Annotated in this window: 20 protein-coding genes; 11 read left to right on the top strand and 9 right to left on the bottom strand. The window is 66.4% G+C overall.

What is annotated here, in order from left to right; genetic code table 11:
* Positions 1 to 86 precede the first annotated feature (86 nt).
* Positions 87 to 1,343, bottom strand: coding sequence for a coiled-coil domain-containing protein (locus AC1DYU_RS07160; RefSeq protein WP_476791020.1), 1,257 nt, complete (start codon positions 1,341 to 1,343; stop codon positions 87 to 89).
* A 159-nt stretch (positions 1,344 to 1,502) separates the two neighbouring features.
* The gene (locus tag AC1DYU_RS07155) at positions 1,503 to 2,093 is read right to left on the bottom strand and encodes a DUF1134 domain-containing protein (RefSeq protein WP_158484076.1); all 591 of its coding nucleotides are present in this window, start codon (positions 2,091 to 2,093) and stop codon (positions 1,503 to 1,505) included.
* A 282-nt stretch (positions 2,094 to 2,375) separates the two neighbouring features.
* Between AC1DYU_RS07155 and AC1DYU_RS07150 the strand changes: the two genes are divergently transcribed.
* A complete protein-coding gene (locus AC1DYU_RS07150; RefSeq protein WP_158484077.1) occupies positions 2,376 to 2,909 on the top strand; it encodes a YHS domain-containing (seleno)protein in 534 nt (177 codons plus the stop codon).
* Between the two features lie 24 nt (positions 2,910 to 2,933).
* Here AC1DYU_RS07150 and AC1DYU_RS07145 read toward each other — a convergent pair whose 3' ends face one another.
* Positions 2,934 to 3,800 (bottom strand): 3'(2'),5'-bisphosphate nucleotidase CysQ family protein, encoded by an 867-nt coding sequence (locus AC1DYU_RS07145; protein WP_476791019.1) that lies wholly within the window; start codon positions 3,798 to 3,800, stop codon positions 2,934 to 2,936.
* Positions 3,801 to 3,935: 135 nt separating this feature from the next.
* Between AC1DYU_RS07145 and chpT the strand changes: the two genes are divergently transcribed.
* From chpT to AC1DYU_RS07115, 6 genes are all read left to right on the top strand, one after another.
* Positions 3,936 to 4,577, top strand: coding sequence for a histidine phosphotransferase ChpT (gene chpT, locus AC1DYU_RS07140; protein WP_158484079.1), 642 nt, complete (start codon positions 3,936 to 3,938; stop codon positions 4,575 to 4,577).
* 111 nt (positions 4,578 to 4,688) lie between these two features.
* Positions 4,689 to 7,319, top strand: coding sequence for a hybrid sensor histidine kinase/response regulator (locus AC1DYU_RS07135; protein ID WP_476791018.1), 2,631 nt, complete (start codon positions 4,689 to 4,691; stop codon positions 7,317 to 7,319).
* Positions 7,316 to 7,825 (top strand): chemotaxis protein CheW, encoded by a 510-nt coding sequence (locus AC1DYU_RS07130; protein ID WP_158484081.1) that lies wholly within the window; start codon positions 7,316 to 7,318, stop codon positions 7,823 to 7,825. The genes AC1DYU_RS07135 and AC1DYU_RS07130 overlap by 4 nt, the downstream gene beginning before the upstream one ends.
* A gap of 30 nt (positions 7,826 to 7,855) precedes the next feature.
* The gene (locus tag AC1DYU_RS07125) at positions 7,856 to 8,221 is read left to right on the top strand and encodes a response regulator (protein ID WP_108047913.1); all 366 of its coding nucleotides are present in this window, start codon (positions 7,856 to 7,858) and stop codon (positions 8,219 to 8,221) included.
* A 95-nt stretch (positions 8,222 to 8,316) separates the two neighbouring features.
* Positions 8,317 to 9,429: a chemotaxis-specific protein-glutamate methyltransferase CheB gene (cheB, locus tag AC1DYU_RS07120; protein WP_158484082.1), complete on the top strand. Its 1,113-nt coding sequence runs from the start codon at positions 8,317 to 8,319 to the stop codon at positions 9,427 to 9,429.
* Positions 9,429 to 10,319 (top strand): CheR family methyltransferase, encoded by an 891-nt coding sequence (locus tag AC1DYU_RS07115; RefSeq protein WP_158484083.1) that lies wholly within the window; start codon positions 9,429 to 9,431, stop codon positions 10,317 to 10,319. Before cheB ends, AC1DYU_RS07115 begins: the two co-directional genes overlap by 1 nt.
* 169 nt (positions 10,320 to 10,488) lie before the next feature.
* Here AC1DYU_RS07115 and ctrA read toward each other — a convergent pair whose 3' ends face one another.
* Positions 10,489 to 11,190 carry a response regulator transcription factor CtrA gene (ctrA, locus tag AC1DYU_RS07110; RefSeq protein WP_054209758.1) on the bottom strand — a complete coding sequence of 234 codons (702 nt, stop codon included), beginning with the start codon at positions 11,188 to 11,190 and terminating at the stop codon, positions 10,489 to 10,491.
* A 344-nt stretch (positions 11,191 to 11,534) separates the two neighbouring features.
* Here ctrA and fliI point away from each other — a divergent pair, with 344 nt between their 5' ends.
* Entirely contained in the window at positions 11,535 to 12,875 is a 1,341-nt protein-coding gene (fliI, locus tag AC1DYU_RS07105) for a flagellar protein export ATPase FliI (protein WP_476791017.1), read from the top strand.
* Here the strand turns inward: fliI and AC1DYU_RS07100 are convergent.
* Positions 12,862 to 14,091: an MFS transporter gene (locus AC1DYU_RS07100; RefSeq protein WP_476791016.1), complete on the bottom strand. Its 1,230-nt coding sequence runs from the start codon at positions 14,089 to 14,091 to the stop codon at positions 12,862 to 12,864. The two genes, fliI and AC1DYU_RS07100, sit on opposite strands and share 14 nt — an antisense overlap.
* 234 nt (positions 14,092 to 14,325) lie before the next feature.
* Here AC1DYU_RS07100 and fliJ point away from each other — a divergent pair, with 234 nt between their 5' ends.
* Both fliJ and AC1DYU_RS07090 read left to right on the top strand, forming a co-directional pair.
* Positions 14,326 to 14,730 carry a flagellar export protein FliJ gene (gene fliJ, locus AC1DYU_RS07095; protein WP_158484086.1) on the top strand — a complete coding sequence of 135 codons (405 nt, stop codon included), beginning with the start codon at positions 14,326 to 14,328 and terminating at the stop codon, positions 14,728 to 14,730.
* A 76-nt stretch (positions 14,731 to 14,806) separates the two neighbouring features.
* Positions 14,807 to 15,121, top strand: coding sequence for a hypothetical protein (locus AC1DYU_RS07090; RefSeq protein WP_476791015.1), 315 nt, complete (start codon positions 14,807 to 14,809; stop codon positions 15,119 to 15,121).
* Here AC1DYU_RS07090 and AC1DYU_RS07085 read toward each other — a convergent pair.
* Together AC1DYU_RS07085 and AC1DYU_RS07080 are read right to left on the bottom strand one after the other, a co-directional pair.
* Positions 15,118 to 15,732, bottom strand: a complete 615-nt coding sequence (locus AC1DYU_RS07085) for a GNAT family N-acetyltransferase (protein ID WP_476791014.1) — start codon at positions 15,730 to 15,732, stop codon at positions 15,118 to 15,120. The genes AC1DYU_RS07090 and AC1DYU_RS07085 overlap by 4 nt on opposite strands.
* Before the next feature lie 169 nt (positions 15,733 to 15,901).
* Positions 15,902 to 16,147 carry a hypothetical protein gene (locus tag AC1DYU_RS07080; protein ID WP_476791013.1) on the bottom strand — a complete coding sequence of 82 codons (246 nt, stop codon included), beginning with the start codon at positions 16,145 to 16,147 and terminating at the stop codon, positions 15,902 to 15,904.
* A gap of 24 nt (positions 16,148 to 16,171) precedes the next feature.
* Between AC1DYU_RS07080 and AC1DYU_RS07075 the strand changes: the two genes are divergently transcribed.
* Positions 16,172 to 17,218, top strand: coding sequence for a lysylphosphatidylglycerol synthase transmembrane domain-containing protein (locus AC1DYU_RS07075; RefSeq protein ID WP_476791012.1), 1,047 nt, complete (start codon positions 16,172 to 16,174; stop codon positions 17,216 to 17,218).
* Between the two features lie 62 nt (positions 17,219 to 17,280).
* Here AC1DYU_RS07075 and AC1DYU_RS07070 read toward each other — a convergent pair whose 3' ends face one another.
* Positions 17,281 to 18,168 carry a DMT family transporter gene (locus tag AC1DYU_RS07070; RefSeq protein WP_476791011.1) on the bottom strand — a complete coding sequence of 296 codons (888 nt, stop codon included), beginning with the start codon at positions 18,166 to 18,168 and terminating at the stop codon, positions 17,281 to 17,283.
* A gap of 86 nt (positions 18,169 to 18,254) precedes the next feature.
* Complete coding sequence (gene flhA, locus AC1DYU_RS07065; protein ID WP_476791010.1) at positions 18,255 to 20,378, bottom strand: flagellar biosynthesis protein FlhA; 2,124 nt, start codon at positions 20,376 to 20,378, stop codon at positions 18,255 to 18,257.
* Between the last annotated feature and the right edge of the window lie 169 nt (positions 20,379 to 20,547).

Raw genomic sequence — 20,547 nt, 5'->3', positions numbered from 1 at the left:
TCGGGCAAAAGCGGGACGCGGATTCTGCGCGTCTTCCTAGAGCATCGGTCCGAAAAACGGAAAGCGGTTTTCGGACCGCCCGCGCGCTATTCCGCCGCTTCCTGCTTGGGCGGCAGCGCCATCAGGCGGTCGGCGACCGCCATGATCTCCTGCCGCAGCGCCGCATGCACCGCCGGATCCTGCGCCGGCGCCACCCCGGCCTTGCGCATCTGTGCCGCCTCGCGCTTCAATTTGGCGCGTTCGGCGCGGGATTGTTCGAGTGCCCCGTGCAGCGTCTGCACCTCGGCATGGACGGTTTCGAGCTGCGCGTCGCGCGCCCTCAGATCCTCGCGCAGGCCCGTCAGCTCCTGCGATACGCGCTCCCGTTCGGCTGCAAGCGCAGCCTTGGCCTGCGTCAATTCCTGCTCCATGGCCTGCCTCGCCTCGCTTTCTCCGCCGCGCTCCTTGGTTTCCTGCGCCAGCAGCGCCCCGATCCTCCGCGCTTCGGCGGCAGCCGCGCCAGCGCGGGAATCGGCAGCGGCCAGCCCGGCCTCGGCCTGCTCGGCCCGCGCCGCCAAGGCGTCGGCACGCAACCGCTCGCTGTCGCGGTCAACCGTCATCGCCTTCAGCGCGGCCTGGCTCGCATTCAGCGCGCTTTCCCTGGCGGCAAGCCGATCGGCAAGGTCGCGGCCCGAGCCTTCGAGCACCATGATCCTGGTGCGGTCCTCGACCTGTGCGACCCGCAGCTGGTCGTAATCCTGCCGCAGGTTCGCAAGCGCCGTCTCGCGTTCAGCCAGCAGCGCCTGGGTCCGACCGAGCGTCTCGCGCGCCTGCGCAAGCTCCGCATCGCGCGCCGAGAGATCGGCGCTGGTGCCGGTCAGCGAGGTGCGCGTCTCCGCCAGCCTACGCTCGACGCTGGCGAGATCGGCGACGCGCTTGTCAAGGGTGGCCGTCGTCTCGGCCAGCGTCGCGGTCTCGCTCGCCAGCGCGGCGCGGGTCTGCGCCAACTCGGCACGCGTCGTCTCCAACTCATCCGACAGCTCGGCGATGCGACGGTCGCGGTCGCGCAGTGCGACGTCGAGTTCGCCGATCTTCATGTCGCGCCGGCCCAACTCCTGCATTGCGGCGGCCTTGGCCGCGAAGCCGCGCTGCGCGTCCTGCTCGAGCGTGCGCGCCCGCAGCGCGAGTTCGGCCCGCAAATGGTCGCGGTCGGCGGCGATCTCGGCGAGCGACAGCGGAAAAGCAGCCTCCGCCCGCTTCCGCGCGAGCCTGTCGGCACGGCGCGACAAGGCCGGCACCGCCGCCAGAGCCAGCAGGCTTGCGCACAGGAAGCCGAGCGCGACGAGCATGACAGCTTCGATCAAGACCTGCGGCTCCACTTCGGGGGCAGCCAGATTAGGACATCACGCCGGAAAGCGGAAATCTGTTCCGGCGTGCCTGCCGTCTTCAACTATTGTTGCGCGTCGGCTTCCGCAACCCGGGCGCTGCAGCATACCGTTGCGGCATGGCGACGGGAGAGGTGCTCAGAAGGGGTTCCAGGTCGCCTGCGGCGTGAACTTCAGATAGCCGAGATTGACACCCAGCCGCCAGCCGACGCCGGTGCGGATCGGCACCACCGTCACGCCCTCGGCCGTCAGCGCCGTGAACCCGAAGCCACCGATGAAGTAAGCGGACCCATCGACGCCGGCGAAGCGCTGATAGAGCGCCTCGACCGCCGGCAGCCCATAGACCAGCATCATCGTGCGGGCGCCCTCGCCGCCGAAATCGAAGCCGACGGAGGGGCCCTGCCAGAACACCTTGCGGTCGCCGGCATTGCGGGTGAACAGCGTACCCTCGCCATAGCGCAGGCCGCCGACGAAGGCGCCTGACGCCTCCTGGCCGAGCACATAGCCATTCGGCTCGCCCCAGCGCCTGATCGCCTCCTCGACAGCCAGCGCGAGCCCGCGCGAGACATTGCCGAAGAACTGGTGGCCCGAGCCGACGAGCTCGTTCTGCGAGAACGACCGGCTCTCGCCATAGGATTGCTGGGCCAGCACCGGCTCCGGCAGGTTGGCGAGACCGGCACCGGCGAGCGCGAGACCACCTGTGATGAGGCTGCGGCGGGTTTGAGTCATCAGGTGGGATCTCCGAGTGGGGCGCGTGGTGGCGCCGTCAATCCGCTCCGGCGCCTCGACCCCAAAGCTGCCGGCAGCCCGGCGAGGTCTCCGCCAAAAACGGTGGAAGGGTGATGCCGGACCCGGGCGATCCGGCGAAATCCGAACTCCAGGCACGATGCCGCGCAAATGCGAACCAATTCCGTAACCAGTTTGATACCCTCGAAAGTGTATCCAAGCCGTGAAGATCGCAGGGTCGCCAGAGGGCAGCCAGGCAGCACACAAACTCAGGATTTGCCTGCGATGAAGGCTGGAACATGGCGGCGCGGGATTTCGACGGCCGCGAGCGCTTTGGCGATAGCTGCCGCGGTGATCGTTGCACTCACCAATCCTGTCGCGGCCGATACGGCCGGCCTGCCCTCGGGGCTGCCCAAGCTCCCCTCATTGGGAGAGGCCATGCAGCGCGATTCCCAATCGGGCCTCGCCCTGCATGGCTATGATCCCGTCGCCTATCGGATCGAGAAGCGCGCCATCGCCGGACATCCGGCCTATGAGACGATTCACAACGGGGCCGTCTGGCGCTTCGTCTCGGCGGCGAACCGCGAGGCCTTCCGCGATGCACCGGACATCTACGAGCCGGCCTTCGCGGGCTACGACGCGTCGGCTGTTGCCGAGGGACGCGCCGTCGATACCGATCCGCGCCAGTTCGCCATCGTCGGCTCGCGGCTCTTCCTGTTCCGCACGCAGGAGAACCGCCGCAGCTTCGTCGACGATTCAGGGCTGCTGAAAATGGCCGACACGCAGTGGAACGACATCTCCCGCAGCATCGCCCGCTGACGAGGCGAGATCCGGGCCAACCGCTCAGTCGGCCCCGGCAGCAGCGACCGCCCGTCTCGCCAGGGTCTCGCTCGAGGCCGCGATGAACGGGGGATTGCGAAAACCGCGGTCCATCCGGCCATAGCGGGGCACGGTTCCATCCAACGCCAGGATCATGCCACCCGCAGCGGAGAGGATGGCGTCGCCGGCCGCGATATCCCACTCCATGGTCTGGCCGCCGCGAACATGCAGATCGGCTTGGCCGGAGGCGATCAGACCAAATTTGACGGCCGACGACATCGGCATCGTCGTGGTCGAACACAGCGCGGCGGAAACCTCCTCGCTCAGTGCGTCGCAGTGAAAGCGGCTGACCAGCGTCTCGGGGCCAGCCGCCGGCAGCTTGCGCACGGCGATCGGGCTAGGCTCGCCGACCGGAGAACCGTCCGGCAGGAGCGCCTGCGCAAAGGCGTCCGTTCCAGCAAACCACAACCGGCCGCTGGCCGGGGCGGCGATCGCTCCCGCAACCGGCCTGTCGCCGCAGATCACCGCGATGGCAACGCAATAATTGTCGCCGCCGGCGAGGAACTCGCGCGTGCCGTCGAGCGGATCGAGCAGGATGAAGACGGGCGCGGTCGCAACCGCCTCGGCGCTTTCCTCGCTGATCACCGGAATGCCCGGCAGAAGCCGGGCCAGCGCCCGCTTGGCAGTGCGATCGGCAGCCATGTCGGCCGAGCAGACGGGCGAGCCGTCCGCCTTGATCTTCACGTCGCGGGCCGCGCGCATGGCGAGAAGCACCGCGCCGCTGAGCCGCGCCGCTTCCGCGAGCCGCCGGCCGAGATCGTTCCGGTCGGCCAGGCGCGGATCGGAAAGTCGCAGATCGCGAATGCCCGGATTGTCTTGGACGGTTGTCACCGCTGCGCGTCCTTCGCCCCGCTCTGCTGGAAATGGGGGCTTAACCACATGAAAACCAAGATACCACCATATCTCATCACAACGGTGTTCAGTCGGCCCCGAGCGCCACGCAGCAATGACCCCAGGACATACCCCATGACCGCCATCTCGCTTGAGCCGCTCGATCTGGCCGCGCTCCTCTGCAGCCGTGTCTGCCATGACGTGATCAGCCCGGTTGGGGCCATTGTCAACGCGCTGGAAGTTCTGGAGGAGGACGACCCGTCGATGCGCGATTTCGCGCTTGAACTCATCAAGAAGAGCGCCCGCAACGCCTCCTCGCGGCTGCAATTCGCCAGGCTCGCCTTCGGCGCGGCAGGCTCCGCCGGCGCGATGATAGACCTCGGCGATGCCGGCAACGTCGCCAACGGCTTTCTCAACGACGAGAAGCTCTCGCTCGACTGGGAGGCGCCGCGCGCCTTGCTGCCGAAGAACCAGGTCAAGCTGTTGCTCAACCTGCTGGTCCTCGCGGCCCAGGCCGTTCCGCGCGGCGGCAAGCTCGTCTCTCGCGCGACGGTGGAAGGCGAGCAGGGCAGCTTCACGATCACCGCGACGGGCTCGCATGCGCGCATTCCGGCCCATGTCGAGGAGCTGATCGCCGGGCGCTCCGAGACCGGGACGATCGACGCGCATGCGGTCCAGCCGCTCTATGCCGGGATGGTTGCCCGCGCCGCCGACATGGCCATTTCCTTCGCCATCGAGGGCGACACCGTGACGATCACGGCCCAAAAAGCGGCTTGAAGCGAGATGCCGCCGAATAAGACCGGCTTTCGTTCCAATCGAAACCGATCATAAACCCTTCTGCTGCTTAGTCTGTTGCAGTGTGTTGTCGCGTTGAGTGGTAGTCCCTGCATGGACGACTTGCTGCAAGAGTTCCTGATGGAGACCGGCGAGAATCTCGACACGGTCGATCGGGAACTCGTGCGCTTCGAGCAGGACCCGAACAACAGCGACATCCTGCGCAACATCTTCCGGCTGGTCCACACCGTCAAAGGCACCTGCGGCTTCATCGGCCTGCCGCGCCTGGAAGCGCTGACCCATGCGGCGGAGTCGCTGATCGGCCAGTTCCGCGACGGTGCGAGCGTCAGCGCCATCGCCGTCACCGCCATTCTCGAGACGATCGACCGCGTCAAGGACATCCTGTCGGAGCTTGCCGAGAAGGGCGAGGAACCGCCCGGCAACGACGAGAATCTGATCCGCGAACTCGGCATTCTCACCGATCACGCCAAGGCCGAGCTGCAGCAGAGGCCGCAGCAGACCACCGATGGCGCCGATCCCGTCGCGGCCTATCTCGCCCGACATGCAGGGTCGGTCCCCACAACGCCGGGCGAGGATGCACTCGACCTGATCTTCCGCAGCGCGCCCGGTCCGCAGCGGGGTCGTGACGGCCGGATCGAACAGACGGAGGCATCCGAGCACGGCGACGAGCCGGTCTCCCGCGAGAACCGCCAGGTCGGTCCCGCCACACTGCGCGTGAATGTCGACACCATCGAGCACCTGATGACGATGGTGTCCGAGCTGGTTCTGACCCGCAACCAGCTGCTCGAAATATCGCGCAAGCAGGACGACCATGGGCTGAAGGTGCCATTGCAGCGCCTCTCGCTGATCACGGCCGAGTTGCAGGACGGCGTCATGAAGACGCGGATGCAGCCGATCGGCAACGCCTGGTCTAAGCTGCCTCGCATCATCCGCGATCTCGGCGCCGAACTCGGCAAGCGGATCGAACTGGTCACGGAAGGCGCCGAGACGGAACTCGACCGGCAGATCCTCGACCTGATCAAGGATCCGCTGATGCACATGGTCCGCAATTGCGCCGACCATGCGATCGAAGCACCGGCCGAACGTCTCGCCGCCGGCAAGCCGGAGCACGGCACGATCCGCGTTGCCGCCTATCACGAGGGCGGCTCGGTCACCATCGCCGTGACCGATGACGGACGCGGCCTGGACGTCGAGCGCATCCGGCGCAAGGCGATCCAGCAGGGCCTCGCCACCGAAGCCGAACTCGGGCGCATGAGCGACGCCCAGGCCAGTCGCTATATCTTTCACCCCGGCTTCTCGACCGCCGACAGCGTCACCGCCATCTCTGGACGTGGCGTCGGCATGGATGTCGTCAAGGTCAATGTCGATGCCATCGGCGGCCTCATCGACATCGTCAGCAAGCCGGGCCTCGGCACCACGATCACGATCAAGATTCCGCTCACGCTGGCGATCGTCGCCGCCTTGATCGTCGTCGCCGGCGACCAGCGCTTCGCCATCCCCCAGATCGTGGTCCGCGAACTGGTCCGGGTGAAGGCCGGCGCCGATCACCGCATCGAGGAGATCAACGGGGCGCCGATCCTGCGGCTGCGCGGGCGCCTGCTCCCGATCATCGCGCTGTCGGGCCTGATGGGCACGGATGCGCCGGCACGCGAAGACGGCTTCATCGTCGTTACGCAGATCGGCGAACGGCAATTCGGCATCCTGGTCGACGGCGTCTTCCACACCGAGGAAATCGTCGTCAAGCCGATGTCGAGCAAGCTTCGGCACATCCCGATCTTCTCGGGCAACACGATCCTGGGCGATGGCGCGGTGGTGCTGATCGTCGATCCCAACGGCGTGGCGGGCCTTGTCGGCGCCGCGACGGCCGGCGAAGCGTTCCTGAGCGAGGCAGCAACAGCGGCCGCACCGACGGCAGAGAAGACCACCGTGCTGGTGTTCAAGGCAGGCCCCGAGGGCGTCAGGGCCGTGCCGCTCTCGCTGGTCACCCGCCTCGAGGAGGTCGATGCCGGGGAGTTCCAGACCGGCAGCGGCCGGATTCTCCTGCATTATCGTAACCGGCTCGTCCCGGTCGTGCCCGTCGGCGAGACGCAGATCCGCACTGAGGGGCTGCAGCCGCTCGTGATCATCTCCGAGGGCGAACTGACCGTCGCGCTGGCCGTCGACGCGATTGTCGACATCGTCGACGAGGTCCTCGACATCGAGATGGCCACGGCACAGGACAGGGGCATCATCGGCTCGGCCATGATCCGGGGCCGGGCCACGGACATCATCGACCTCGCCTACTACCTGCCGATGCAGGAACGCGGCTGGCGCCATGCAGGCTACGAGCGCGCCGAATCGTCGGCGCCGGCGCAGATCCTTCTGGTCGAACCCTCGGACTTCCTGCGTGACATGCTCACGCCCGTGCTCAAGGCCTCGGGGCATCGCATCGCGGTTGCATCCAGCTTCGAGGCGGCCCGCCAGCATCTGGCCGATGGCACGATCGCGACCGTCCTGATCGATATCGACGGCGACATCGAGAGCGCCTTCGCCTTCGCAGCAGCGCTGCGCGAGGGCCCCGACAGCGACCGCCTGCGCCTGATCGGCATGACGACGCTGGTAACGCCGGACCTCCATATGCGTGCCAGCCAGGCGCGGCTGGACGAGGTCGTCGCCAAATTCGACCGGCGTGCCCTGCTCGGCGAACTCGCGGAGCGCCGGCCGGGCCTGAAGGAGGCCGCATGACACTCGACCAGACAGATCGTGGCCTTGCCGCCGCCGCTCCGGTCGGCGCCTTCGACTCGCTCGACTACGTCACCGTCATGATCGGCGACCAGATCCTGGGACTGCCGATCGGGCGCGTGCACGACGTCTTCATCACCAATCAGATCACACTCGTACCGCGAGCGCCGTCCGAGATCGTCGGCCTGCTCAACCTGCGCGGCCGCATCGTCACCGCGATCTGCCTGCGCAAGCGGCTCGGGCGGTCGCCAATCCTCAGGCAAGACCGGGAAGGCAAGACGGAACTGGTGGCTGTCGGCATCGACCATGAAGGCGAGGCCTATGCGCTGATCGTGGACGCCGTCGGCGAGGTGATGCGGCTGGATCAATCCACGTTTGAACCAACACCGGTCCATCTCGACCGGAACTGGGCGGCACTCACGACCGGAGTGCACCGCCTCGAAGACCGTCTGCTCGTCGTTCTCGACGTCGATGCCATTCTAAGACTTGACCTGCAAGCCGCGGCCTGACGCGTCGCCATACAGATCTGGAGATTGATTATGAAATATTGTCTCGTCGTCGACGACTCGGCCGTGATCCGCAAGGTCGCCCGCCGCATCCTGGAAGGCCTGCAGTTCCGCATCACGGAAGCCGAGGACGGCGCGCGCGCCATCGACGCCTGCAAGGGCGAGATGCCCGATGCGGTGCTGCTCGATTGGAACATGCCGATCATGGACGGCTACGACTTCCTGCGCACGCTGCGCCAGATGCCCGGCGGCAAGCGCCCCAAAGTCGTCTTCTGCACCACCGAGAACGACATCGCCCATATCGCCCGGGCCATGCATGCCGGCGCCGACGAATACATCATGAAGCCGTTCGACAAGGAAATCGTCGCCTCGAAGTTCCACCAGGTCGGACTGCTTTGAACGAGGCCCAGACGCGATCTGACGCCGGTGTGTGTCATCGGCGCTGCCGATCGCGGGGTTGAGATGGCAGGGCGGCGCAGTGGAATGAGTGACGCATGAGCAGATCCTTTCCGGCCAGCGCCGTGGGCGCCCAGAGGCACAAGACGGTCGTGATCGCCGACGATTCCGTCGTCGTGCGTGGCCTCTTCGCGCGCTGGCTCGGTGAAAGCGGACAGTTCCATGTCGTGGCTGTCGCCGGAGATGGTGAAACCGCCGTCGCCCATGCCGGTCGCTTCAAGCCGGACGTGATGGTGCTCGATCTCGACATGCCGGGCGTCGATGGTGCGACCGCCCTGCCCCAGATCCTGAAGGAAAGCCCCCATACCGGCGTGCTGCTGGCGACGACGCTGACCGAGCGCAACACCCGCATCGCGCTGGAATGCATGACCAAGGGCGCGATGGACGTGGTCTCCAAGCCCGACAGCCGCAGCGGCCTAACGCTTTCGCTCGACTTCCGCAGCGAATTCCTGCTCAAGCTCGGCAACATCGCGCAGTCCCGCATGCGTCCGGGCGCGCTGCCGCCGGACATGGACCTGGATTTTACTCCGACCGGCACGGCAAGCCTGCGCCAGCTCGTCTCGGTCGTTCCGCGCTATCTCGTCATCGGCGCCTCCACCGGCGGCCCCCGCGCCGTGGCCAAGGTGCTCTTCGACATCGGCGAAGGCCTGCAGGACCTGACGACGATCGTCGTCCAGCACATGCCCCCGCTGTTCACGGCCTCCTTCGCCGAGCAGATCGCGAGCTATATCGGCATACCCGCGCGCGAACCCTTCGACGGAGAACGCCTCAGCCGCGGCACGATCTATGTCGCGCCCGGAGGGCGGCATCTCGGCATCGACCGGCGGCTCGGGCATATCGTGGCGAACATCAGCGATGCCCCGCCCGTGCGCTTCTGCCGCCCGGCCGTCGACGTTCTGTTCAACGACGCCGCGCGTCATCTCGGCCCCGCCGCGCTCGGCCTGGTGCTCACCGGCATGGGCACGGACGGCACGGAGGGCGCGGGCGCGCTGCGCCGCGCCGGCGCGGCCGTGATTGCGCAGGACGAGCATTCGAGCACGATCTGGGGCATGCCCGGTTCGGTCGTGCGCGCACAGCACGCCAGTTCCATCATCCCGCTCGACGATATCGGCGCCGCGATTCGCGGCCTCGTGCGTGCATGGCCGCACTGATGACGGACGCCGATTTCAACTTCCTGCGGCTGCTGCTGCATCTGCGCTCGGGCCTCGCGCTCAGCCTGGAGAAGCGCTACCTCGCCGAAAGCCGGCTCGGCATCCTGTGTCGCCGACGCGGCATCGAGGGCATCGAGCTGCTGGTCCAGCGGCTGCGCCAGGGCGGCGAAGCCGCTTTGGAAAATGCTGTCGTCGAGGCGATGACAACGAACGAAACCCTGTTCTTCCGCGACCAGAGCCCGTTCGAACTCTTCCGCAACGTGATCCTGCCCGAGAAGCTTGCCTCGAATGCAGCGAGCCGCTCGCTGCGCATCTGGTGCGCCGCGGTCTCCACCGGCCAGGAAGCCTATTCCCTGGCGATGGTGCTCGACGAGATGGCCGCCCGGCTGTCCGGCTGGAAGGTCCAGATCATCGGCACGGACATCTCGACGGAGGTGCTCGAGCGGGCGCGCACCGGCATCTACAACCAGTTCGAGATCCAGCGCGGCCTGCCGATACAGATGCTGCTGCGGCACTTCCAGCAGAATGGGGACAAATGGCAGGTCTCGGAGCGGCTGCGCGCCATGGTCGAGCTGAAGCAGCACAACCTGCTCGAGCCCAGCAGCCATCTCGGCCAGTTCGACGTGATCTTCTGCCGCAACGTGCTGATCTATTTCGACGTGCCGACCAAGGCGAAGGTGCTGGCCGGCCTCGCCCCGCGCCTGGCGCCGGAAGGCGCGGTCGTTCTCGGTGCGGCCGAGACGGTCATCGGGATCTCCACCGCCATCGTCCCCGACAAGCAGCATCGCGGCCTGTATCGCGATCACCGCTCCAGCCACGCGCAGGCGGCAAACATGTCCCTGCCGGTCACGCCGCTGCTGGCCCAGGCCGGCTCTCGCTCCCGGGCCTGACAGAACGCCCCCGCTCGCCCAAGTCCCAATTCGCTCGGAGCGTCTGGACAAACAAAAACCCCGCCTCTCGGCGGGGTCCCCGTCAGCCTGTCGTGTACATCCGACGATCAGGCCGCTAGCTTTATCTCATCGGGAGATGACCGCCCTGTGACGGTCGCCCGTATCGGCATCAGGCCGGAATGCGTTGCTCGACCTCGGAGGGCTCGCGCAGCACATAGCCGCGGCCCCAGACCGTCTCGATGTAATTCTTGCCGTCGGACGCATTCGCCAGCTTCTTGCGCAGCTTGCAGATGAACACGTCGATGATCTTGAGCTCGGGCTCGTCCATGCCGCCATAGAGGTGGTTCAGGAACATTTCCTTGGTCAGCGTCGTGCCCTTGCGGAGCGAGAGCAGCTCCAGCATCTGGTATTCCTTGCCGGTGAGGTGGACGCGGGCGGCGTCGACTTCCACGGTCTTGGTGTCGAGGTTGACGACGAGGTCCCCCGTGGTGATGACCGACTGGGCATGGCCCTTCGAGCGGCGCACGATGGCGTGAATGCGGGCGACGAGCTCGTCTTTGTGGAATGGCTTGGTCAGGTAGTCGTCGGCGCCGAAGCCGAGGCCCTTGACCTTGTCCTCGATGCCGGCAAGGCCCGAGAGGATCAGAATCGGGGTTTTCACCTTGGCGACGCGCAGGGAGCGGAGAACCTCGTAACCCGACATGTCGGGCAGGTTCAGGTCGAGCAGGATGATGTCATAATCGTAGAGCTTGCCGAGATCGACGCCTTCCTCACCGAGATCGGTGGTATAGACGTTGAAGCTCTCCGATTTGAGCATAAGCTCGATGCTTTGAGCGGTTGCGCTATCGTCCTCGATCAGCAGAACCCGCATGTCCACGTCCCCAATTTCGCCCGCAGGCAAGCTGACCGCTCTTCTCGTCCGAACCCCCACGGCTCAGGACGACGACGTACTTGCCCGATGAAACGCCACGCGACACGCTACGAAGAAATGGTTAACAAACCGTGATTCCCCGACGCAAGCGCTTCCTGGGAGAAAGACGACGATCCTTGTCGAGGTGAGTCGAATTTGACACGGATCGTTTCGCTATTCACCCGCGAAATTGCCTTTCGCGGAGGCGGCGATGCGGAACCGGGTCGAAATGACCCCGCGCCGCGACGCAGCCTCGAAACACAGTGTTAATCACTCGGGTAAATGAAAGGTTTACGGCCACACTTATGAACAGCCCGGCACGCGCCCAGGATAGCCTCTCGAAACTCGCCGCCACGATCGCGGGGCTTGACTCCGTGACCGTTTACGGCCGCGTGATCGCCGTGCGTGGGCTCCTGGTCGAAATTGCAGGCCCGATCGGCGCGATGAGCCTCGGCGGCCGCATCGAGATCGAGATTGCACCGGGAAGCCGCGTTCCCTGCGAGGTCATTGGTTTTTCGGGCGAAAAGGCGCTGGTCATGCCTTATGGCGGCCTTGATGGCGTGCGCCGCGGCTGCCCGGCCTATGTCGACAAGGCGCAGCCCGGCATCAAGCCGACCTCGGCCTGGCTCGGCCGCGTCGTCGATGCGCTCGGCCGACCCGTCGATGGCGGCCCACCTTTGCCCCAGGGCGAGGCCCTCTTTACCTTTCGAAACGATCCGCCTCCTGCCCATTCGCGCCGCCGCGTCGGCCGGCCGCTCGATCTCGGCGTGCGCGCGATGAACGCCTTCCTCACCTGCTGCCTCGGCCAGCGCATGGGCATCTTCGCCGGTTCGGGCGTCGGCAAGTCGGTGCTGCTCTCGATGCTGGCGCGCTATGCTCGCGCCGACGTCAACGTGATCGGCCTCGTCGGCGAGCGCGGCCGCGAGGTTCAGGAGTTCCTGCAGGACGATCTCGGTCCCGAGGGCCTCGCCCGTTCCGTCGTCGTGGTCGCGACCTCAGACGAGCCGGCGCTGATGCGCAAGCAGGCCGCCATGACCACGCTGACGATCGCCGAATATTTCCGCGACCAGGGTCTGCAGGTGATGTGTCTGATGGATTCGGTGACGCGCTTTGCCATGGCGATGCGCGAGATCGGCCTGGCCGCCGGCGAGCCTCCGACGACCAAGGGCTATACCCCAACGGTCTTCGCCGAACTGCCGCGCCTGCTCGAGCGCGCCGGCCCCGGCGTCGGCGACGGCGCGATCACCGGCATCTTCACGGTGCTGGTCGATGGCGGCGATCATGACGAGCCCGTGGCCGACGCCGTGCGCGGCATCCTGGACGGTCATATCGTGATGGAACGCTCCATCGCCGAGCGCGGCCGCTATCCCGCGATCAACATCCTTAAATCGGTCTCGCGGACCATGCCGCGCTCCTGCGACCCGAATTTCTACCCCGTCGTCCAGAAGGCGCGCGCCACGCTCGCGACCTATGCCGACATGGAGGAGCTGATCCGCCTCGGCGCCTATCGTCAGGGCGCCTCGGCCGAGGTCGACGAGGCGATCCGGCTCAATCCGGCGCTTGAAGGCTTCCTGAAGCAGGCCAAGGACGATGCGACCCCCCTGGCCGAGTGCTACGCCAGGCTGGCAGCGATCATGGAGAGCTGACGGCCAGCGCCGGACGGGCCAGGAGGCGCAGCAGTGCCAGCATGGCGAGGAAGGCGACGCATTGCAGCGCCGCGGCCGCAGCAAGCGTCGCCTGCTGCCCGGCCCACTCGATCATCGCAGCGAATAGCAGCGGCGACGCGGCGAAGGCAAGATTGAGCGGCACGTTGAGCCGGCCTAGCGTCGATGCGAAGCCGTTGCGGCCGAACAAAGCGAGCGGCAGCGTCGCCCGTGCCACCGAAATCACGCCCATCGCCGCGCTGAAGGCCAGGACAAAGCCGGTCGAGGCGAACGACGAACCCGGGGCGACGACCAGCAGCAGATTGGCGAGTGGGCCGACGAGGAGGCCGGCCAGCGCGGCTCGTTCGACGGGAAAACGGTCCCCGATCGTCGTCTCCGCCAGCCTTGCGAGCAGCGTCGCCGGCCCGGCGAGCGCCGCGATACCGACAGCCTCGGCCTGGCTGAGGCCGGCATTCCCCAGGATGTCGATCAGATGCAGCGGCAGCCCCCATGACACGATGCCGCTGACCGAGAAGATCAGGGCGACGAGCCAGAACGCCGCTCGCCGGTGCTCGGGCGCCACGCGGCCGGCCTCGCCCACGCCCGCCACCGGTGCGAGTCCCGTCGGCGCACTGGTGCTGCAATGATGGCGCGGGATCGCGGCGTGGATCGGCAGGACGATGAGGATTTGCATCACGCCGAAGACGAACCATATCGCCCGCCAGCCATAAGCATCGCTCAGCGCCGCCGTCAGCGGCCAGAAGATGCTGGAGGCGAGCCCGGTGGCCAGGATCATCAGGCTGATCGTCCGCCGTGCCTTCGCGCCCATGATCTGGACCACGGTGACCGTGCCGACATTCGCAAGCGATAGCGCGTGCCCGATGCCGATCAGGAACCAGCACGCCAGATAGCTTGCCGCCCTCTGTGCGACTCCGAGCAGTGCGAGCCCGAGACCGCAGATCACCGCGCCCACGCACATCGCCCGGCGCGTCCCCTCGCGGTCGAGCTGGCGGCCGACGGCAGGCCCGAGCGCCGCGCCCGTGACGAGGAAGATGGTGATGCCGCCGAAGACGCCGACGCTGCCGAGCCCGAGATCCCGCTCGATCTGCCGCCCCAGCACGGAGAGCGCATAAAAGGTCGAGCCCCAGCCGATGATGCGGGTGATGACGAGGCCGCAAATCAGCAGCGCGTGCCGGGGAAGACGCGAGAGGATCGGCAAGGGACTGTTTCCGGATCGGCAGGCGGGAACGAACCGCCTTCGCCTATTAGCCCGGAGTGCCGGCCGGCGTCAGCAGCCGCGTTTCGATGGAGCGCATGCGTCGAATGCGTCCCTTCTCGGTAAGGAACGGTCAACCTCCTTGCGGCATTGTGCTTTTTGTCTCGCGGAATGAGTTCCGGTCGTGCGCCGAGGGGTCGGCGCTCGACCAATGCGTAATCAGGAGTTGGAAACAACATGAAGTCGCGAGAGACCCTTCTGCGTCTCAAACGCTTCCAGGTGGACGAAAAGCGCCGCCGGGTAAGCCAGATCGAGATGATGATCGCCGATTTTCACCGCATGGCGACCGACCTGGACCGTGAGATCCAGAGCGAGGAATCGCGGGCCGGCATTTCCGATCCCGCCCATTTCGCCTATCCGACCTATGCCAAGGCCGCGCTCGGCCGCCGCGACAATCTCCGCCAGTCCGCCGATAATCTGAAGGGCCAGCTCGACGACGCCAAGTCCGAGCTGCAGGAGGCCTTCGAGGACATGAAAAAGGTCGAGATTCTCGACGACCGCGAGCGTGCCACCGAGCGCGCCGCCGAAGCCGCCCGCGATCAGGCGATGATGGACTCGATCGGCCTGCGTCCACGCGCCTGAGCCCGATGATGGCCATTCCGGTCGTCAGGCAGCTGTGTCTGCTGCCTGACCGGGCTGCGCCTGATACCTTCACGCCATGAGCGACATCGCCATTCGGTTCGACGGGCTGATCCTGCTGATCGCGCTCGCGGCTGGCGGCGCGATCTATGGCCTCATTGCCATCGCAGCACTGGCGCTGGCCATTTCGCGGAGAGGCACGGCGCCACGAGCCGGGCGCGTCGCGCGCGCGGCCGGCATGCTGGCCATCGCCACATTCGCCGCATGCGGACTGTTCTTCGTCTATTGGGCCGGCAGCGGAACCGGCAAGACCGGCACGAACTGGCTCGACCTGATGGTGTTTCCCTGGCTGATCCTGTTCACGGCAGCTTGCTGGCGGCTGTGGCGGATCTAGCCGATCACCGGATGATGCGGGGCGCAATCGCGCGGCATATGCCCCGCCAGCCTTGGATCGTCATCAACCTCGATGCCGCGCTTGAACACCACGAAGCCGGAACGCTGATAGAACTCCGGCGCGCTTTGATGGTCGAGCGTGCAGGTATGGACCCAGAAGCGCGAGATCGGCTTTGCCCACGCTAGCGCCAGCGCCCGGTTCATCAGCCAGCGTCCGGCGCCCTTGCCGAGCGCGCTCTCGTCCAGGCCGAAGAAAGCGAGTTCCGCCTCGCCTCCGACCCTGAAATCGAGCTCCAGCAGCCCGACATCGGCCCCCTCGTGACGGACGAGGAACGTTTCGACGCCTGGATCCGCCAGGATCGCCGCGACCTCTTCCACCGGCTTGACCAGCCGGCTGAACCACATCCAGCGCTCCCCGATCCGGCGATACATCGCCAGGTAGCGCCCGACCTCCGCCGCGCCGATGCGCTCGAGCGTAAAACTTTCGAGCCCCGGAGGGTCGGGCCGCACGGGGGGGGCCGCGTGCATCTCCAGCGAGGTCACGATAGCGGCGATCTTGCCGGGCGGCAGGTCGGTGGTGCCGGTCAGGCTGATGCTCAGGGTCGATGTCATGCGGGGCTTCTTGAGGCTGGGCGGCAGGCGCGATGCCGCGATCATGACATGATCGCGGCGGAAAGCTCGGATGATTTCCGACCGGATACAAGGACGACCCCGATGACACGACGCGCCAGGACGACGCTCGTAGCCGTAATCGGCGCACTCGCTTTCACGGGCACGCCTTTCACTGAACGCGCTCGAGCGTCCTCTCGCCGATCACGAGAAGGAAATCGCGATGATGCGCGACTGGCTGAAAAAGAACGGCAAAATCGCCGGTCGCCAAATAGCTGATCTCGTTGCAGGCGGCGGCGACGCCGCTTGCCCTTGTGTCGGCCCGCTGGCACACAGGCGACGGTGTGTGCTCGCTATCCGGCGGTTCACGCTGCCTGCCTTTGCCGCAAGCCTTCTCTGCACAAGCCTCCTCTGCCAAGCCTCCTCGCAGCCAGCGGGTTTCATGAAACGCTATCTCGACTATCTCTGGCCGATCATCGGCCTCGTCGCGGTCGTCTGGTCGGTCGACCTGCTCTGGGACAAGCTCAAGGCGGAAGCCGGCACGGACGCCGCCATCGAGGCCCTGCTCGAACAGGGCAGCTTCTGGGACAATCTGCGCATCGTCGCCACCCGCATCGGCCAGAAGATCGCCGTGATCCCGACGGACGCCTTCCTTCACGCCGCCCTGGCCACCCTCGTCGCCTATGCCGCGCTGGCCTGGTACGACCGCATCGCTCTGATCCATATCGGCAAGGAGAAGGGCATCTCCTGGTCGTATATCTCGCTGTGCTCCTTCGTGACCTATGCGCTGTCGCATAATATCGGCGCCTCGGTGTTCTCCGGCGGCATGGTGCGCTACCGCGCCTATACCGCGAAGGGGCTGACGGCCGCTGAGGTCGCGGTGCTCGTCGCGCTGTGCTCCTTCACCTTCGCCTTCGGCACGATCCTGCTGATGGGGCTGGTGCTGATCTACGAACCGGAAATCCTGCGCCCGCTGACGCGGCTGCCGATGGCATCGAAGTTTTTCGCCATTGGTGATGGCACGGCGCGTCTGATCGGCGTGGGCATGCTCGCCTTCGTGGCGCTCTACACGATCGGCTCCTGGCTCAAGTTCAGGCCGTTCAGGATCGGCAAGTTCGAGGTCATCTATCCCCGCCTGCCGATCGTTGCGCGGCAATATCTCGCAGCCCCGCTCGAACTCGCCGGCGCAGCCGGCATCATCTATTTCGCGCTGCCCGACCAGGGTAATCCGGGCTTCATGATCGTGCTCGGCGCCTTCCTGCTCTCCTTCTCCGCCGGTCTCCTCAGCCAGGTGCCTGGTGGCGTCGGCGTGATGGAGGCGGTCTTCCTGGCGGTGATGCCCGGCATTCCGGCGCCGGCCGTCTTCGCGGCCCTGCTGGTCTGGCGGATGTTCTACCTGATCCTGCCGCTGGTGATCTCGCTGCCGGTGGTGCTCGCCTTCGAGCGCGACCAGCTCAAGCGCAACACCCGCATCGCGCCGCCGCCGTGAGCGTCGGCCCGAAAAGTGGAATGCGGTTTTCGGATGAAGCCGACGCTCCTTAAACGATGTCGTCAGCGTCGCAGCACGATCGCTGCAGCGCCGAACATCATCAGCGCGCCGACGGTCTCGGCCCAGCCGAAGGGCTCGCCCAGCACCGCGACGCCGGCGGCGACCGCGATGACCGGGCTGACGAAGGCATAAAGCCCGGCCCGGAAGGCGCCCCAGTCGCGCAGCAACCGCAGATAGATGGTGAACCCCATCAGCGAGCCCGCGACCACGAGAAAGAGCACCGCCGGCAGCACCGGCCACGACAACACCGCGCGGAATTCCGCCGCGCCGACCGATTCGATGGCAAGCGCCACCACGGCGAGCGCGACGGCTCCGAACACGGTCTGCCACGCGGCCAGCGTCAGGGTCGGCATTATCGCCGCGATCGGACGGGCCAGTACGGCGCCGACGCAATAGAGCAGCGTGCCGAACGCGACCGAGGCCAGCCCCCAGAGCTCCAGCGGATCGCCCTTCGAGGCCTCCAGCCCACCGGCCGCCCGCGTCGCGAACAGGAAACCCAGCCCGGCTGTTCCCAGCGCGATCGCGGCGATCTGCGAATAGCCGATGCGCCCGCCCTCGATCACGCGGCTCGCCAGCAATGAATAGATCGGAATCGTCACCATGTTGACGATCGCGGCAAGCCCGCTCGGCGCATGCGCCGCGCCCCAGAACATGAAGGAGTAGTTGCCGGCATTGACCAGCAGCGCGGTCACGACGAGCCGGGGCCAGGCCTGCGCCGGCACCTTCAGGATATCCCGTCCGGCCCAGGCGACCAGCACGACGCCAGCCAGAGCAAAGCGCAGGCTGGCGAGGAAGACGGGCGGCACATGCCCGGTGGCGATCTTCACCGGCAGGAAGGTCAGGCCCCAGACCAGGCACATCACGGCGAAGAGCAGGGCGTTGCGGTTCATCGGCAAGGCTTAGACGCGCCCTGCCCCACCGACCATTGCGCGCTGCTCAATCCCCACCCGTGGAAATGCGGGCCGGGCGCAAAGCCTCACACCGTCCCGACCGTCTTCAGCCGGACACGGGGGTGGATCTCCGCCTGCGACAGAACCGGCGTCTCACGGCGGAAGCGCTCGATGATCTGGCGCACGAAGGGCCTCGCCATGCCCGACGTCACGAGCGCCGGCATCTCGCCGATGCGGGCCGCATCCTCGAACTTGTCGCGCACCTGATGCACGAACTCCTGCAGCCGCGAGGGCTGCATGGCGAGGTGGCGCTCCTCGCCCTGGCCGACGATCGATTCGGCGAAGATGCTTTCCCAGGCCGGCGACATCGTGATGATCGGCAGGTTGCCCTGGGCGTTCGAGAACTGGGCGCAGATCTGGCGCGCGAGTCGCATGCGGACATGCTCGGCGATGTCGCGCGGATTCTTGACACTGCCGGCAGCCTCCGCGATGCCTTCGATGATGGTGGCGAGGTCGCGGATCGAGACACGCTCGGAAAGCAGGAGCTGCAGCACACGCTGGATCCCGGTCGTCGAGATCTGGCTCGGCACGATCTCCTTGACGAGATCGGCGTGGTCCTTGGGCAGCTCGCGCAGCAGCTTCTGAACCTCGCCATGCGATAGCAGCTCCGGCATATGCGACTTCAGCACCTCGGTCAGATGCGTCGAGATCACGGTCGCCGCATCGACCACGGTGAAGCCGCGAAGCTGCGCCTCGTCCTGCAGCGCAGCGTCGATCCAGGTCGCTGGCAGGCCGAAGGTCGGCTCCAGCACATTGTGGCCCGGCAGATTCACGCTGCCGCCCATCGGGTCCATCGCCATGTACTGGCCGGCATAGACGATGCCGTGACCCGCATCGATCTCCTTGATCTTGATGTAGTAGTGGTTCGCCTCGAGCTGGACGTTGTCGACGATGCGCACGGCCGGCATGACGAAGCCGAGTTCGGCCGCAAGCTGGCGCCGCAGCGCACGCACTTGGTCGGTGAGGCGGTCCTGCCCGCCGGCCGCATTGACCAGCGGTAAAAGCCCGTAGCCGATCTCGATCTTGAGCTCGTCGAGCTTGAGCAGGTCGTTGAGCGTCTCTTCCTTGGGCGTGCCGTCCGCCGACAGCGGCGAGGCCGCCTGCGCCGCATCCGCGACCTCGATCTCCTTGGCCTTCGCGAGCCGGCCGAAATGCCGCGCCAGCCACGCCGCGCCGCCTGCCAGCGCCAGGAACGGCAGCATCGGGATTCCCGGCAGGACCGCGATCAGCAGCATCACTGCCGCCGACATGCCAAGCGCCTTCGGATAGCCCGAGAGCTGCTTGCCGAGCGCCTTGTCGGCAGCGCCGCGCACGCCCGACTTGGAGACGAGCAGACCCGCTGCCGTCGAGACGATCAGCGCCGGGATCTGGCTGACGAGACCATCGCCAACGGTCAAGACCGTGTAGTTATGGGCCGCCGCGCCGAAGCTCATGCCCTGCTGCGCGACGCCGATGATGATGCCGCCGAGCACGTTGATGAAGGTGATCAGCAGGGCCGCGATCGCATCGCCGCGCACGAACTTGGACGCACCGTCCATCGAGCCGAAGAAGTTGGCCTCGTCCTCCAGCGCCTTGCGCCTGACCTTGGCGACATCCTGGTCGATCAGCCCGGCTCCGAGATCGGCATCGATCGCCATCTGCTTGCCCGGCATGGCGTCGAGGGCAAAGCGCGCCGCGACCTCGGCGATACGGCCCGAGCCCTTGGTGATGACGACGAAGTTCACGATGATCAGGATGGTGAAGACGATCACCCCGATGACAAAGTTGCCGCCCATCACGAAATTGGCGAAGGCCTCGATGACATGGCCGGCCGCCGCGCCGCCCTCATGCCCATGCGACAGGATCAGGCGCGTCGAGGCCATGTTCAGCGCCAGGCGGAACATCGTGACGATCAGCAGCACGGTCGGAAAGGCCGAGAACTCCAGCGGCTCCTCGATGAAGAGCGCGGTCATCAGCACGAGTACCGACAGGATGATCGAGAGCGCCAGCAGCAGGTCGAGAAGCAGCGCCGGCAGCGGGAAGATGAGCACCACGAGGATGCCCATGACGCCAATCGCCAGGAACAGATCGGGCCGGTTGAAGAGCTTCTGCAGGGCACCGCGGCTCGGCATGTTCATGCCGCCGCCCTGGCCCGCCGTCACATCGGTCATCGACAAGCCCGTTCCCCGCTGCGCAGACGCAGCCCATTCCAACGCCGCGCATGGAGAACGCGACCCGGCAATTCTTGCCGGGTCCATGGTGAACGAGTGGTTAAGACATTCGAAAAAAGGCAGTGCCGATCGCTGTCTGAACGGGCTGTTATCAAACTGCCGCGTTGTA

The sequence above is a fragment of the Allobosea sp. P2_B12 genome, from assembly GCF_056404835.1.
The sequence above is the reverse complement of the archived record's forward strand: the minus strand, read 5'-3'. Positions and strand labels throughout refer to the sequence as shown.